12 protein-coding genes are annotated in these 14,947 nt (G+C 62.9%); 6 read left to right on the top strand and 6 right to left on the bottom strand.

The features are described 5' to 3' along the window. Positions 1–594 precede the first annotated feature (594 nt). The 6 genes from HV765_RS22350 to HV765_RS22325 form a co-directional block, all read right to left on the bottom strand. The gene (locus tag HV765_RS22350; protein WP_175170984.1) at positions 595–3,183 is read right to left on the bottom strand and encodes a M23 family metallopeptidase; all 2,589 of its coding nucleotides are present in this window, start codon (positions 3,181–3,183) and stop codon (positions 595–597) included. 40 nt (positions 3,184–3,223) lie between these two features. After that, positions 3,224–5,302, bottom strand: a complete 2,079-nt coding sequence (locus HV765_RS22345; protein WP_254600679.1) for a type VI secretion system Vgr family protein — start codon at positions 5,300–5,302, stop codon at positions 3,224–3,226. 83 nt (positions 5,303–5,385) lie between these two features. Continuing rightward, entirely contained in the window at positions 5,386–6,201 is an 816-nt protein-coding gene (locus HV765_RS22340; protein WP_254600678.1) for a PA3715 family protein, read from the bottom strand. 127 nt (positions 6,202–6,328) lie between these two features. Next, a complete protein-coding gene (locus HV765_RS22335) occupies positions 6,329–7,300 on the bottom strand; it encodes a Bug family tripartite tricarboxylate transporter substrate binding protein (protein ID WP_175170982.1) in 972 nt (323 codons plus the stop codon). A 48-nt stretch (positions 7,301–7,348) separates the two neighbouring features. Further along, complete coding sequence (locus tag HV765_RS22330) at positions 7,349–8,146, bottom strand: alpha/beta fold hydrolase (protein ID WP_175170981.1); 798 nt, start codon at positions 8,144–8,146, stop codon at positions 7,349–7,351. After that, positions 8,143–8,736 carry an amino acid synthesis family protein gene (locus tag HV765_RS22325; RefSeq protein ID WP_175170980.1) on the bottom strand — a complete coding sequence of 198 codons (594 nt, stop codon included), beginning with the start codon at positions 8,734–8,736 and terminating at the stop codon, positions 8,143–8,145. Before HV765_RS22325 ends, HV765_RS22330 begins: the two co-directional genes overlap by 4 nt. A 120-nt stretch (positions 8,737–8,856) precedes the next feature. On the opposite strand from HV765_RS22325, the gene HV765_RS22320 reads away from it, so the two are divergent. From HV765_RS22320 to HV765_RS22295, 6 genes are all read left to right on the top strand, one after another. Further along, complete coding sequence (locus tag HV765_RS22320; RefSeq protein ID WP_175170979.1) at positions 8,857–9,765, top strand: LysR family transcriptional regulator; 909 nt, start codon at positions 8,857–8,859, stop codon at positions 9,763–9,765. Positions 9,766–10,111: 346 nt separating this feature from the next. Beyond that, complete coding sequence (locus tag HV765_RS22315; protein ID WP_054427584.1) at positions 10,112–10,975, top strand: N-acyl homoserine lactonase family protein; 864 nt, start codon at positions 10,112–10,114, stop codon at positions 10,973–10,975. A 57-nt stretch (positions 10,976–11,032) separates the two neighbouring features. Continuing rightward, positions 11,033–12,034 carry an ABC transporter ATP-binding protein gene (locus HV765_RS22310; RefSeq protein WP_175170978.1) on the top strand — a complete coding sequence of 334 codons (1,002 nt, stop codon included), beginning with the start codon at positions 11,033–11,035 and terminating at the stop codon, positions 12,032–12,034. Next, entirely contained in the window at positions 12,031–12,744 is a 714-nt protein-coding gene (locus tag HV765_RS22305; RefSeq protein WP_054427586.1) for an ABC transporter permease, read from the top strand. Before HV765_RS22310 ends, HV765_RS22305 begins: the two co-directional genes overlap by 4 nt. Then, positions 12,741–14,132, top strand: coding sequence for a GldG family protein (locus HV765_RS22300; protein ID WP_175170977.1), 1,392 nt, complete (start codon positions 12,741–12,743; stop codon positions 14,130–14,132). Before HV765_RS22305 ends, HV765_RS22300 begins: the two co-directional genes overlap by 4 nt. After that, positions 14,129–14,788, top strand: a complete 660-nt coding sequence (locus HV765_RS22295; RefSeq protein WP_254600677.1) for a DUF4340 domain-containing protein — start codon at positions 14,129–14,131, stop codon at positions 14,786–14,788. Before HV765_RS22300 ends, HV765_RS22295 begins: the two co-directional genes overlap by 4 nt. Positions 14,789–14,947 lie beyond the last annotated feature (159 nt).

Genomic DNA, 14,947 nt, shown 5'->3' with positions numbered 1-14,947 from the left:
GGATTTTGAGGCTCTGTATGACTTGGTATTGCCAGCGCGTATTCGAAAATAGCTCGGCTGAGCGGGCATCCACTAAGGAGCAGAGCGAATACCGAACGCCAAAAGTGGTGCCGTAGGCCACGCCGTCCCAGCAATCGTATTGCTCTTTGACGGACTCTATTTCTGAAGAACCCGGTGTTTCCCTTAGGTAGTCGACCTCCAGGCGCGTAATTATTACGGTGTTCTGTTTGTTTTTATGCGGGAACGAATAGTGTCGTCTCTTAATAATGGTCTGTCTCGTGTCGCGCGCTCCATCGTAGTAGTCGTTTCTTAAGGAATGTAATCGGCCATTCACATACTTAAGATGCGTTAGGTCAACATAAAACTTCTCGCTTGACTTGAAAGAGTTAATGCTCCCGTAGAACGCAGGACTGTTAACTTTATCTTCATAAAACAGTCTGCAGCCAGTGGCTTGAATATCTAATGGTCGAGATGACTCGACCGAATATCCGCACACAGAAGATAAGTCAAAGGCAGTCACCCGGTCTGAAGCTCGGGAATCGAAAAATACAGTGCTGATGCAGATGAGTATTCCGCCTAACGTCATTTTCCTTTTCATGATCGAATGTTGCCGCCAGGAAGGGTAATCAAAATATCGTCTGATACCGCTTGATATGCGTGGGAAAAATACATCACTCTCTTGTTCAAGTGCAGCGCTGCGCGATTTACTTGAAGAGTCACATTTAATACGTCGGCGGTAATGTGTGAGCCGGCATTCAAGTCTTGAAAGTTCTGTATATCCGCTCTTGTGTTTATGTTGGTGAGGCCATCTAATCGCCACCGATATTTGTTGGCGCTGTCCGGGGGGTTTAGTGTCCTATCTCGAGTTCGTTCCGCGACCCAATAGAAGCCGGACGCGTCACAAGCTGAATATGCATCTTGCTCAAGCAAAAGTTGATGAGGTTCAAGGGTTACGTTGATTCGGCGATATTCTTCATATCTTCTATAGTTGGCTCGCCCCGTTAGCTGAATGACACCTCTCCCTCGAAAGCGAGGCCCGTCCCCTGGAAGCGTATTTCCGAGATCCGGACGTTCGTCGTAGGCTGCACCACTTGCATACTCTCTAACAGTTTGAAAGCCATCTGTCTCTTGCACGATCTGCCCCCAGAAATGGGCGGTGCGTAGCGGATTTTCCAGATAGTATTTTCTGCGGATGAGATTAAGAGCCTTGTGCATTCCGGCCGGGACGACATATTTGTCGTTTCGATGTTGACCCTCGGTAATAATGGACATGGCATTTTCGTATGTAAGTCCCAATCCGGTTGCTGGGAGCATTTGAACCATTTCCTTTGCGCTAAGCCACCCGCACTTCTTAAACTCTTCAATAAACTGCAACGGATGAAAGTGATAATGCACCTTATCCAGTTCCAGCCCCTTCCCCTGCGCCTCCTCCCAAAACGCCAGCGCCAGGTGGTGCCGCTTCAGCCTGCCATACGCCTCGTCGCTCAGACACTCACTTGTCCTCAACACATTCGCCGGACGTTGATCAAGGTCGTCGACCTTCAACCAACGCCATCGCTGATCAAAATCATCACGCGACCATTCCGTAGGTATCTTCACCACACAGCGGCGCAGCATCTTGGATACCTGCGCGGTGCGAATCTTGGCGGTCGCGCGTGCCAGACGGTCCTGGTACTGCATCATGGCGTGCACGCCCTCGGCCACCTTGTGGATCAAGTCGCCAAAATCGCCTAGTTGCGGCGCTGGATGCGCGGTGGGTTTCAACGGCTCAATCAGGTTCAGCAGCGTGCCTGAATCACACCGGCTATTCCCATCCAGGTCGTCATCAATAAATGTCCAGCCTTGCCAATGCGGAAAATCCGCATCGCTACAGACGCGTACGCCTGCCGCATTCAGATCAACATGGAAAATGCTGCCATCCGAGAGCCTGATTCTGCGGATATGTGGCAGCCGGCCGTTATACAAATCGCTTTGCGCCGGCGCATCCGGGCCCAGCACACGGCCAAAGCGCAGCATTTCAAACCCTGCGCTGGGGCAGCCCGGATACGTGTTGACGGCCGTTTTGTAAAGCTCGTAGGAACTCTCGCTTTTCTCGGCGGCGCCTTGCAGGATGCCGACGACCTTGCCGTGCATGTTGCGGGCCGTCACGGTAAAAGCACCCCGCTGTTCGCTGATGCTGATCACCAGTTCCGATTGTGTTGTGGCAGCGACCGGGACGTGCCAAGTGGCCCAGTGTTCCGGATTGGACCCGGCGGGCACGATATGGGTAAGTGCGCCGTACACGCCGGGCACGTAGATGGTGCGTTCCATCGCGGTAGGTTCTGGCTTGTTGTGCACTTTCTGATGAACGCCGATCACCCGGTCAAACCAGTCTTTTTCCCCGCCGAGCCGGTTGGCGCCGCTCAGAGATTTGCGGTTCATCTCCCACAGCCGTTTGGGTGTGGTGTCAAACAGCGACGCGATGAACTCGGGGCTGTCAGCGTTGCGGGGTTGTGTGGAGTCGAACAGGCGAGTGAGATAGGTGTTCCGATGTTCCCGCGGATTCACTTCATACAGCGGGGTATTGGCGGGGAGCACAAAATGAATATCGCCCCACACGCAGTTGCGGCGGCCTTCGTTAGTTTTCAGCTTGCCCGTGCTGCGGCCCAAGAGCCTATCGACGTTGGCCTGATCGGCCACGATCTCGAAGTGGATACGGTCTCGTTCGCCGTAGATATACCCGGCTTTCGCGATAGCCTCTTTGCGGTAGACGGCGTCGCCTGTTTTCAGCGGCAGGTTTGTGCCCGGTTTGTTTCCCAGCGCATGCAGGTGCTGATAGATCGAGTAGAACGTGACGCTGACGCCTTCACCGATTTCGGTGTCGTGCTTCAAGACCAAGACGCCGTTGCTGGTCCAGCCCTTGTAGTACATCAAGGGATCATTGGCGGGGGCTGTTGACGGGCTGCTTTGCGGCGGCGGGTTGCTTTCCCTGGCATAGACCACCACGCCATCGGCAATGGCGCGGACCGGCTCGGGATTCTGTGGAGACCCCGGCGCCACGAGATGCACGCCGCCATGCCATCCGAACTGGTGGCTGACGGGAAACGCGCCTTTTCCGGTTCTCTCGCCCAGGCTCCAATAGGCGTTGCTTTCGGCATCTTCGGCTTGCAGCACGGCGCGCAGGAAGGGTGCACTGATCAGCATGTCGGCCTCACTCCCAAATTTGGACGCCCACCGGGCGCCGTTACTCGGACAATGGAATATCTGCGGCGTCGGCTTCGCGCGATAGGGCCGGGATTCCAGGAATCTGGAACGCGCTGCCGCCTCCGCCTGCGCTGTGACTCAACGGGCCGTTGATCTTTATTTCGACCCCATCCAGCGTGATGCCCGAGCCGTCGATGGTGATCGTTCCTCCCGGGCCTTTGAACACCACCTTCTCGCCAGTCTGCAGTTCGTACACCGTGGTTTTGCGGTGGATCTTTTGACCCGCCTCAAGCAAGTCGTAGCCTTCAACCTTGGTTTCGGCGTAACCGCCGATTTCGGTCCAGTGGTTGGCGGTGGTTTTATCGCGGCGGCTATTGCCGACTTCTTCAGTACGGTCTTTGGCGGTATGGATGGTGTGGTTGCGGCCCACGTTCAGAAAGTCATCCTGACCGGTGCGGTGACGGCGGTCTTGGCCGATGTCGACCTGTTCATCATTGGAGACGGTTTCTTTGCGGTTGCGGCCGATGACGATCGTTTCGTCGTTCTCCACCTTTTCGCTACGGTCGTGCCCGACGAAGGTGGTCTCGTCGTGATTGACGTGGATGTTCTGGTCGCGCTGCGCATGGACGAAGATCTCTTCCTGGTCACGCTCGTCTTCGAAGCGCAGCTCGTTGTAGCCTTCGCCTTTATGGGTCTGGCTTTTGATGGTCATGCGCGTCTTGTGGCGCGGCAGTTCATACGGGGGCAGTTGCAGCGCCATGTGGGTGCGGCCGGTGATGACCGCCTGGTCGACGTCGCCATCCAGAAAATTCACGATCACTTCTTGCCCGATGCGGGGAATGGCCATGTGCCCCCACATTGCGCCGGCCCAGTTTTGCGACACCCTGATCCAGCACGAGCTGTGCTCGTCGTGTTGGCCCAGGCGGTCCCAGGGGAATTGCACTTTGACTCTGCCGTAGCTGTCGCAATAAATTTCTTCGCCTTTAGGCCCCGTCACCGTCGCAATTTGAGGGCCATCGATACGCGGCTTGGGCAAGGGTTCTGCGCGCCATTCCGTATGTTTGGAGACGAGTTCCGCGGTGTAGCCGTAGCGGGTGCCTTGCTGAGCATCGGCGCCGTCTTCTTGTTGACTTGCGTGCTGCACGCCGTGATGACGGATGCGGATCGGGCGCCAGCCTTGGTTGAGGTCGTCGCGGGGGTGGCCTTGTAGTTCAAACGACAATCCCGGAACCAGACGCGGGTCGTCGCCCTCGACGGTGGCAATGCGCGCATCACGCCGCAGGCCGCGCAAACGGTTTTCGGTAAAGGGTTTACCGGCTTCGTCACGTTTGTAGCGGCCTGGGTAGTCGTAACGTTCGTAATGACGATGCTGATGATCCAGGTCGACGCCATCGCGGCTGTGTTCCTGGCTGTAGCGAGGGTGGGTGTAGGTGTAATCGCGTTGGGTTTGGCGGGCGGTGCGGACTTGTTCAGCGTAGGAGAAGCGGCGCAGCGCGGGTTCGGGTTGGTCGCCACCGGGCGCGGGCTGGTAGCGCACCGGGTCGCCGTCGATGGTTCCATGGATGTGCAAGCGGTCGCTGTGGACCATCCGGTGGCCTTTGACGTGATGATGAAAGGCATAGAAGAAGCCTTCTTCACGGGCCAGGCGTTCCATAAAGTACAGATCGGTATCGCCCGCTTGCACGCAGTATTCGCGGGGCAGATGTGCGTGGGTGACGGTTTGCTCGTAGTCCAGGATGCCATGCTCTTTGAGCACGGCTTGCAGGATTTCGGGTACGGACAGTTGCTGAAAAATACGCCAGTCGGAACACAAGCCCGCGCGGGCCAGCAAGGGTTCGACGGTGGCACGGTAGCGGGTGCGGCGAAATCCGGTCGTGCCTTGCTCGAAGCGGGAAATCACGCCGTGCACATATCGTACGGGTGCGTCGTGATGCCAGATGGTCAGTAAAGCAGGTTGGTCCAGCACCCGCCCGAAGTCCACCGAGGCGTCGTGGCTGCCCAGTTCGAGTTCAAGGCGGAAAGGCTCGGACAAGCCCTCGTCCAGGGTGAACTCGACCACTTCGAAGTCCATGCCGCCAACGATGCCAAAGCTGAATCGAAAGCTATGTTTCTGACTCACGTTGCCCCCACTAAGTGCGTCAATTCGCACATAGTGGACAGCTATGCCGGTACTGCCTATAGGAGGGCTATGAAATTAGCAGCCTATCCAGCGGTGTCGCTGTCCATGGACCGCAGCGCCTTGGGAATCCGATAACGCTTGCCGTCAAAGCGCAGCGTGTGGCGCGTCTTGCCCTGGCTGACGGTTTTTTCAGAACAGCCGCCGTCTTGCTGCACCACCGCACGGCTGGCGGAGTGCGAGTCGGTGGCCACCATGTCGCGGTAGCCCTTGGTTTGCGCCGATCCCATGGCCAGGCTGACCGCGCTTTCCCTAAATTCGCCCGCGCAGGTGGTGTCCCATTCGCCGGAGGAACGCTGGACGCTCAGGCCGTCGAGCACCAGGCGCAATTCGTTGTCTTCCACGGTGAAGAGCCGCAAGCTGGTTTCGTCAAAAGGGTTGGCGCGCGAAGCGCCTTGGCGTTCGATGCGGATACCGAAGGCGCGGCGGTCAGCGGTGACGTCGTAGCGCGCCGTATCGAACGACAGGCCGTCGATGCGCACGGCGTCATCCGACATCAGATCCACCAGCGTGCGGCGCTGCCGCACTTGCAGCGTCTGGCGGTCCAGCACCAGCACTTCCAGGTTGCCTTCGTGGCCGTTTTCGGGGTCGGGCGTGTCCTGCATCAACGGCACCGCCACCAGCAGCAAGTCCGGATTGGCCGGCCAGGCCTTGCACGCCACCGCGAAGGGCGCGCCCACGTCCGCGTCAGAAATCGTCACGATGGCGTGGCCTTGCTTCAAACGGATGCGGCCTTCGTGGTCGGGCTTATCTTGGTTTTGATAGACGGTGCGCACGATGTCGGCCGCCTGGGGGCAGGGGCCGCCTGCGGCTTGCGCCATGCCGGTCAACAAGGCGGACAAGGTCAGGGCGCCGGTCAAGCAGGAAAGGGGGCGGGGCATCGTGGGCGGGCAGGGACGAAGAAGACCGAATTCTAATCACGCAGCCTGCCGGCGTAAGCCCCCTTTCGCTACGGGCCGCTACAGATCGCTACAAGTCCACCCGCACCTTGCCCGCCTGTACCAGCCCGGCCACGTCGCGGATTTCGGACAGCAACGCCTGTTGCAACTGCGCGGGCGTGCCGCCGGTGGGCTGGAACCCTTGTTCGGCCAGCTTGGCGTGGACGGCGTCGGTTTGCAGCGCGCGGTTGATGCCTTGGTTCAGTGCGGCAATCGTCGCGTCCGGCGTGCCCGCCGCGCAGTAAGTGCCGAATTGAATTTGCGCATCGAAACCGGCGTAACCGCTTTCGGCGACGGTGGGAATGTTGGGGTATTTCGTCAGGCGTTCGCGGCTGGTCACGGCCAGCACGCGCAGCCGGCCGCTTTTCAGATACGGTTCGACGGCGGCAACGGTGGCCACCACCAGTTGAATCTGGCCGCCCAGCAGGTCCGTCATCATGGGACCGGTGCCGCGATACGGCACATGCAGCATGTCGATGCCGCAGGCGGCTTGCAGCAGCTCGGTCGCCAGATGCTGCGGTGTGGCGTTGCCGGGCGAACCGAAGGTCAGCCCCTTGGGCTCGCGCTTGGCCTGGGCGACCAGTTCGGCCAGCGTCTTGGCGGGCAGCTCGCTGTTCACGGCCACCATATACGGCGAACGCGCAATCGGGCAGACGGGCGCCAGCTGTTTCAACACCTCTTCTGGCGGACGCGCGTAGTAGCGCACCGATGGCACCAGCCCCGCGAACAACAGCACGCTGCCGTCCTTGGCGCCGTTGGCGGTGTAGTCGGCGCCCAGCATGCCGCTGGCGCCGGGTTTGTTTTCCACGACCACGGAGCGGTCCAGCGCGCTTTCCAACGTCGCGGCGATGACGCGGCCCAGCACGTCGGTGCCGCCACCGGGCGGGAAGGGCACGATCACGCGCAACGGCGCGTCGCGTGCGGCGGCGTAGCGGCTTAGCGATAAGGCCAGGGGCGCCGTCGCGGCCAGGGCCAGGTGCTTCAAAACAGTTCTGCGATGCATGCGGTTGTCTCCATCTCCGCCCGTGGGGGCGCGTGCCGATCGTCTCTATCAGGCGGACGATTCAGCGGTGGCCGGCTGCCGGGCCGGCAATAAAAAAGCGTGCAGCGCTGCGGCGACGACGGTGGGGTCCTCTACCGGCAGCATATGCCGTTGGCCGTCGATGACGCGCGCGCGGCTGTCGGGCAGCGCCCGCGCCAGGCCGCGCGTCATGCGCGGGGTGGACCCGACGTCGTGCTCGCCCGTCATCGCGAGCGTGGGGCAGGCAATGTCGGGCGCGGCGTGCGCCAGGATCTGATCGCCTTCGGCGAACAAGCGGTAGGCGGCCAGGAAATTGGCGCGGTCGTTCTGCACCAGCCGTTGGCCGATGGCGGCCACCCGCTCGGGCCGCGCCGCCTGGAACGCGGGCGTGAACCAGCGTTGCAACGAGACCGCGGCAGCGGCTTGCACATCCTGCGTGGCGGCGGCGTCCAGGCGCGCCATCACCGCTTGCACCTCTTCCGGTGTGCGCTGGAATACCGTGCTCAGCAGCACCAGCCGCTTCACGCGCTGCGGCCGGGCGGCGGCATAGGCGCCTGCGATCAGGCCGCCCATGGAATAGCCCAGCACGTTGGCGTGCTTCCAGCCCGCCTGATCCAGCTCTGCATCCAGCTGCGAGATGAAGTCCTGGATGTCGGCCGTGCCAGTGATGCCGGGCGCAGCCCCGTGCCCAAGCAGGTCATAGCGCAGCACGTCGAAGTCGGCTTCGAGCCGCGGCGCAAGATCATCCCAGAGCGTGTGGTCCAGCCCCACGCCGTGCAGCAGCACTAATGGCGCGCCGCGGCCAGAGCGGCGACGGGGCGCGCTCATTTCGATTGCGCCTCTTGCGCCAGTTCCTGCAAGTCGGAATAGCGGTTGCCAATGCGGTGATGCGGCCGGCCCGAGGTGGCGGCGCCCAGCGCGATGACGATTTCGTCCGGAGCCGGCGCGTCGGCAATGTTGGTCTGCACGGTCAGGTAGTGCGAGCGCAGGCCTTCGTCCTGCTTGTGCATCAGTGGCACCGAAATCACGCAGCCAGGGCCGCCGCGCATGTTGGTGAAGCTGAGGTAGCTGGTGCCGCCCACGGCATTGCGATACGCATTGCCAAAGCGCAGCGTGTGGATCAGCGCGGACGCGTGTTCGACTTCGCCCGCCGTGCCCACCACCGCGGCCTTGCCATAGGCTTCGATCTGATCGGCGGACCCTGCCTGCCGCAAGATCTCTTCCACCAGCAGCTCGCCCAGCGGCGGCGCGTTTTCCAGAATCTGCGGGCGCAGGTCTTCCTGGAAGGGCAGGCCGGCCCACGGGTTACGAATCACGGCGGCGGCCACGATCATGATCAGCGGGCGTTCAGCCGCCTTGCCGCCTTCGATAAGGGTCTTCTCGACATAACTGACAATCTTGCGGACTTGCAAAGCCATTCCATAGCTCCCGTGCATGTGGATAACGATGGAGCCATTGTTGAAGCGGTGGCCAAATTTTGACAATCCAAATTAACGTAAGTTAATTTCAGAAAATCTGAATTCAACCTTGGCCGCGTCATGCCTGCTCCGCTGAAGATCCAACACCTGCGCCAGTTTCTGCTGGCGGCCGACCATGGCAGTTTCCGGCTGGCGGCCGAAGGCACGCACCGGTCGCAAGCGGCGGTGTCCGCCGCCATGCAAGACCTGGAACAACAACTGGGCGCGCCGCTCTTCGAAGCGGGCAAGCGCGCGCAGCTGACGCCGCTGGGGCAAGCCGTGGCGCCCTTGTTTCGTGAGCTGCTGTCCACGCACGACCGCGTGCTGGATGCGGCGCGCCAATTGGGCATGGGCAACACGGGCCCGGTGTCGCTGGCGGTGATGCCGTCGCTGGCGGATGAGTGGTTGCCGAAGCTGCTGGAGCGGTACGCCCGCAATCATCCAGACATCCGAATCCGGGCGGTGGATGAGTCGTCGCAGGATGTGCATCGCTTGGTGCTGAATGGCGAGGTGCAAGTCGGCGTGGCGGGCCAGGTGCCGCGCACGGCCGAGGTCGCGTTCACGCCGGTGGCGCGCGATGCGTTCGGGCTGGTCTGCCGCAAGGGGCATGCGCTGGCGCGCCGGCGCGGGCCGGTGCCGTGGTCGGCGCTGGAAGACGAACGGCTGATCGGCAACGCCACCTTCGACACGCTGAAGAACCGGCAACTGGGCTGCGGCATTGATGACCCCGCCATGATCGTGTCCAACCGCGCCTCGCTGCTGGCCAGCGTGGTGAGCGGCCTGGGCGTGACGGTGCTGCCGGTGCTGGCGCGCCCTTCAGTGGGGTCCGGCTTGGCGTTCGTGCCATTGGCCGAACCCACGGTGGAACGCATCGTCGGCGTGCTGACCCGCAAGGAAGAAACGCTGCTGCCGTCGGTGGCCGCCATGCACGCGCTGGCGTTGCGGTCACTGGCGCAGTTCACGCGGCGCAAGGGGGCAGACCTGGTGTGAATGCGCTTACCGCTAAGGGTTCCTACTGTTAACGGTTCCTACTGTTAAGGGTTCCGACTCCTAAGAGTTCCGACGACTAAGGGTTCCGGCTTCTAAGGGTTCCTACCCGTTCACGGGCCGCGAAGCCCAGCTTAATAAAACCTTAATTGGCAGCCCCTCGGCGCTGCGTCAGAGTGCGCTTCAGAGAAAACGGCCGTCAGATGCCGTCTCGGCCGGTGAGTCCACCGGCCGCGCAGTCAGCCCCGCACAGCAGACCCTATCGAAAGAAACCCGGGACACACCGGGTGGCTTGCTATCGGCCGTCGCCCTCGGGTGGCGGCTCCCCCGTTGGTCCGAGGAGACAACAATGAGCAAGAGCTGGAAGACGTTTGCAGGTGCGGTGGGCGTATCCGTGTTGATGGCGGCCGGGGCGCAAGCCGCTGACCCGCCGCCCGACATCAAGCTGATGCAGTTATCGGTTGGCAAGATCGAACTGGACAAGGGCTTCATGACCGCCATGGTGGACGTGGGCACGAAGATCAAGATTCCGGTGCCGGCGTATGTGATCCAGCACCCGCGCGGGCTGGTGCTGTTCGACACCGGCATGAACCAGGCCACGGCCGATGGCAACTGCGCCAATTATTGGGGCCAGGGCCTGTGCGGCGCGTTCAACTCCATTCAGGGCCGCGACGAAGTGGTCGACCGCCAGTTGAAGGCCGCGGGCTTTGACGTCAGCGACGTGAAGTACGTCGTGTACTCGCACTTCCATCTGGACCACGCCGGCAACATCAAGATGTTCCCCAAGGCCAAGCACGTTGTTCAAAAGGCTGAGCTACGCGCCGCCTGGTGGCCCGAAAAATTCCAGCGCGCCGCCTATGTCATGAAAGACTTCGACACCACGCGCGACTACGACTTCATCCAGGTCGAAGGCGACTTCGACCTCTTTGGCGACGGCACCATCGTGCTGCTGGACACCAAGGGCCACACGCAAGGGCACCAGTCTTTGCAGGTGAAGCTGAAGAACACCGGCACGGTGCTGCTGGCGGCCGACGCCATCTATACCGGCGAGAACGAAGCGGGCGTGATCCCGGGCATCACCTGGAATACGGCGGCGTCGATGCTGGCGATTGACCGGCTCAAGCAGATCCGCGATGCGCGCCAGGGCCAGCTTTGGTATAGCCATGATGCGGAGCAGCATGCGCAGAACGCCAAGACGAAAGTCTTCGACTGACGCCGGCCACCGCTGACCCACGCCACCCCCCCCCGCAACCCCGACCCAAGGCGCCCCATGCAGCCGGCTGTTGTTTTGCACGAGGTCTGCAAGTCGTTCGGACCGCGGCAGGTCCTGCATTCCCTGAGCCTGTCCGTCAGGCCCGGGGAAATTGTGGGCCTGCTTGGGCCGAACGGCAGCGGCAAGACGACGACCCTGCGCCTGATGGCCGGGTTCTACACGCCTGATAGCGGCCGCATCACGATCCGGGGGCGCGAGCCGGCTCCCGGCCGTGGCAATGCCGACATCGGCTATCTGCCGGAACGCGCGCCGCTGTATGACGCGCTGACGGTGACGCAGTACCTGGAGTTCGGCGCGGGCGTGAAGGTGGCGGGCGGGGCGCGTGCGCGCCGCCAGGCCATCGAGCGCGCGATCGACGGCTTCGATCTGCAAGGCGTGGCGGGCTCCGCCATCGGCCGCTTGTCCAAAGGCCAGCGCCAGCGCGTGGGGCTGGCGCAAGCCGTGTTGAATGATCCGCCCGTGCTGCTGCTGGACGAGGCCACCAACGGCCTGGACCCGGTGCAGATTGTGGAGGCGCGCGCGATGATCCGGCGTTGCGCCGAAGGGCGCGCCGTGGTGTTCAGCAGTCACCTGATGCAAGAGGTGGAAGCGCTGTGCACGCGCATCGCCATCCTGCGCCACGGCCGGCTGGTGGAAGACGCCGCGCTGGGCCAGGCGCAGGCCGCCCTGCAATTGCAGCTGGCGCTGCCGCTTGCGCGCCACGCGGCGTTGCAGGCGGCGTTGTCGGCCTGCCCGGGCGTGCGTGGCGTGGACGCCATCGAAGGTGACGGCGGTGTGAGCAAGTGGCGGATCAGTTGGGAGACGGCTGATGGCGCAACCGGCGCCGCTTCCACGACCGCTTCCGACACCGCAGCTAGCCAAGCCACCTGCGACGCCGTGCTGCGCATCGTGCTCGCGCATGCCGAAGTGCGCGCCGTGCTGTCGCTACACGACGCCGTCGAAACCCGGCTGCTGGCGGCCCTGGCGCCCAACGATCCCTTGATGCGGAGGCGGGCATGAAAGGCTTTGCCGCGTTGTACCGGAAAGAACTGCGCACCGACTTCGGCTCGCCCGTGGCGCTGGTGGTGGTGGCCGTGTTCTGGGCGTTGTCTGGGTACCTGTTCAGCTTCAACCTGTTCTTCGTCAGCACCGGCCAGATGGTGACGGCGTTTCACAACATGACGATCCTGCTGATTCTGGTGATGCCGCTGGTCAGCATGCGCGCGTTCGCGGAAGAGGCGCGACAAGGCACGCTGGAATTGCTGCTGACCTTGCCGTTGTCCGACGCCACGCTGGTGGCCGCCAAGTACGCGGCCGGCTTGACGATGCTGGCCCTGATGCTGGCGGGCACGACCGCCGCCGTGTTGCCGCTGGCCTGGTACGGCCAGCCCGATTACGGCCCCATCGTGGGCGGCTACATCGGCGTGTTCCTGTACGGCGCGTTGTTCCTGGCGATTGGCATTGCCGTGTCCAGCGCCTGCACCAATCAGATTGTCGCGGCCAGCGCTACCTGGGGCATTCTGGTGCTGCTGTGGTTCATCGACTATCCGGCGGCGCTGGATGCGTTTCCCGCGTTGTCGCCGTTCTTTCAAGCGCTGTCGTTGTCGGCGCAGCATGTGGACTTCATCCGTGGCGTGTTGCCCGGCCCGGCCACGGTCACGCTGGCTAGCGTGGCCGTGCTGGCGCTGATGATCGCCGCCGTCAACCTGAAGCGCTGGAGGCTGCGATGAGCGCGCATTCCTCTTCGCGCGTGCGCCGCGCGGGCAAGCGGCTGCTGCTGTGGCTGCCGGTGCTGGCGGTTGCCGCGTTGTTGCTGGCGCTGAACCTGTGGACATCCCGCCATCTGGGCCGCGTGGACCTGACGGCGCAGCGGCTCTACAGCCTGGCGCCGGAAAGTGTCGAGGTGGCGCGGCAGATCAAGCAGCCGGTGAACGTGACGTGGTTCTACGACCTGCGCAACAAAAGCATGGTCGACGCGCTGGAGCTGCTGCGCCAGTACGAACACGCCAACCCGCTGATCCGCGTGCGCGGCGTGGACCCGGCCTTGCGTCCGGCCGAGGCGCGCGAAGCCGGCATCCAGTTTGCGGGCAGCGCAGTGCTGGCCTCGGATGATCGCAAGATGACGATCAACGGCGGCACCGAAACCGACTTCACCAATGCGCTGATCCGCATCAGCCAGCGCGGCGCGCAAACGGTCTGCTTCACGCAAGGCCATCGCGAAGCCATGCTCAACAGCCTGACGTCGCTGGACGATCTGGAAGACCATGGCGACGACGAAAACCTGGTCGCACGCGTGGAGGTTCACGAGCAGCACGGCATGGCGATGGCGCGCAACGCCTTGCAGACCCTGGGCTTCGGCACGCGCAGCGTCAACGCGGGCAACTTGGCGCAGGCCTTGCCGAGTTGCTCGGTGGTCGTGGCGGCCGGGCCGCGCACGCCCTTTGGTGATGACGATGCCCAGGCGCTGCGCCGCTGGACCAATGCCGGCGGCAAGACCTTGCTGCTGCTGGAGCCGGACACGCGCCATGGGCTGGACGCGTTACTGGGCGACTTTGGCATCGCGCGCCCGGCGGGGGCGCTGGCAGATCCGGGCAGCCACTATCGCAACGACCCGGGCAGCCCGGCCGTCAGCGACTACACCCGTCACAAGATGACGCGTGGCTTGCCGCTAAGTTTCTTTCCCGGTGCGGCAGGGCTGGAACCCGCGGGCGATGGCTTGCCGCCGGGCGTCGTCGTGACGCCTTTGGCGCAGACGTCCAGCCAGGCGCATCTGCCGGGCCAGCCGCCGTCGCGCTACACCCTGATGGCGCTGGCGACGCGTAACGCGCAGGCGGCCAGCAGTGACGGATCGGCGCGGCCCACGCTCTTGGTGGCGGGCGATAGCGACTTCGCCACCAACCGCCATTTCGCCACGCTGGGCAATGGCGCGCTGTTCACCAGCGCGGTGACGCTGCTGGCGGGCGAAGATGCCCTGCTGACGATCCGGCCCCGTCATTACGAAAACCGCCGCGTCGAACTTACGAACAATCAGATGCGCACCGTGTTCTGGACCAGCACGGTTGCCTTGCCGCTGCTGGCGTTGTTCACGGGATTGCTGCTGTGGTGGAGGCGGCGGTGAACGCGACGAAGACGGCTGCCACGTCGACAGTGGCGACAGCGGCGACTACGGCGACCGCGGCGGCCGCGGCGACCGCGGCGACTGCCGCCACATCTACCGGGACGACGCCCGCCGCACGCCTTCCCGCACGCCTCGTCTGGCCGCTGTTGCTTGCGGCCGGCGTCGCGCTGTCGGCGTGGCAATGGCGCGAAGCCACGGAGTCGCCCGCTGCGCATGGCGGCCATTCCCATCTGCATGACGACACCGGCAAGCCCGCGCGCCTGTATGCGTGGAACGCGGATCAGGCCGCGCGCATCACCTTGTCCACACCCGCATCCACGCTGGCCCTGACGCGAGGGGCAAGCGGATGGGCCGCCACGCCCGCGCACATCGGCAAAGCCTTTGACGCCGCCGACTTCGTCTCGCTGTTTTCCCAAGCGCGCAGCGACCGCATCCTGAGCCCGCATCCCGGCGAATCCTACGGCCTGGACCCGGCCGCAATGCACATCGCCATCGACGACGCCCAGGGCGTTCCCCTGGCGCGAATGGCAGTCGGCGCGTTGGCGCCAGATGGACTAGGCCGTTATGTGCAATTGCCCGGCGAAGCGCAGATCCGCATCATCCCTGACTACCAGACGCGTGCGCCGCTGGCCGCAGTGATTCAGGTAAACCCGTAGTCTCAGGTTGTGATTCAAGACGACTCTATCGCTTGTGAAACCCGGCTTGCACAAAGATAAATAGGCGCTGAAAAGGGGCCTCCCTATACTTCGTTTCCACTATCGGACGAGTGCGAAAAGCGGCGGCAGCCAACCTTCGGACTCCTCCACATAAACGCC

Source organism: Achromobacter kerstersii (genome assembly GCF_902859595.1).
GTDB lineage: Bacteria > Pseudomonadota > Gammaproteobacteria > Burkholderiales > Burkholderiaceae_B > Achromobacter > Achromobacter kerstersii.
Note: the sequence above shows the minus strand (reverse complement) of the source record. Positions and strands in the feature narration are given on the sequence as shown.

What these genes read in the sequence shown, in the direction of transcription:
- HV765_RS22310 (WP_175170978.1), top strand. Translation starts at nt 11,033, where the DNA reads ATGCAGCCGGCTGTTGTTTTGCACGAGGTCTGCAAGTCGTTCGGACCG.
- HV765_RS22305 (WP_054427586.1), top strand. Translation starts at nt 12,031, where the DNA reads ATGAAAGGCTTTGCCGCGTTGTACCGGAAAGAACTGCGCACCGACTTC.
- HV765_RS22320 (WP_175170979.1), top strand. Translation starts at nt 8,857, where the DNA reads ATGCCTGCTCCGCTGAAGATCCAACACCTGCGCCAGTTTCTGCTGGCG.
- HV765_RS22315 (WP_054427584.1), top strand. Translation starts at nt 10,112, where the DNA reads ATGAGCAAGAGCTGGAAGACGTTTGCAGGTGCGGTGGGCGTATCCGTG.
- HV765_RS22335 (WP_175170982.1), bottom strand. Translation starts at nt 7,300, where the DNA reads ATGCATCGCAGAACTGTTTTGAAGCACCTGGCCCTGGCCGCGACGGCG.
- HV765_RS22330 (WP_175170981.1), bottom strand. Translation starts at nt 8,146, where the DNA reads ATGAGCGCGCCCCGTCGCCGCTCTGGCCGCGGCGCGCCATTAGTGCTG.
- HV765_RS22325 (WP_175170980.1), bottom strand. Translation starts at nt 8,736, where the DNA reads ATGGCTTTGCAAGTCCGCAAGATTGTCAGTTATGTCGAGAAGACCCTT.
- HV765_RS22300 (WP_175170977.1), top strand. Translation starts at nt 12,741, where the DNA reads ATGAGCGCGCATTCCTCTTCGCGCGTGCGCCGCGCGGGCAAGCGGCTG.
- HV765_RS22350 (WP_175170984.1), bottom strand. Translation starts at nt 3,183, where the DNA reads ATGCTGATCAGTGCACCCTTCCTGCGCGCCGTGCTGCAAGCCGAAGAT.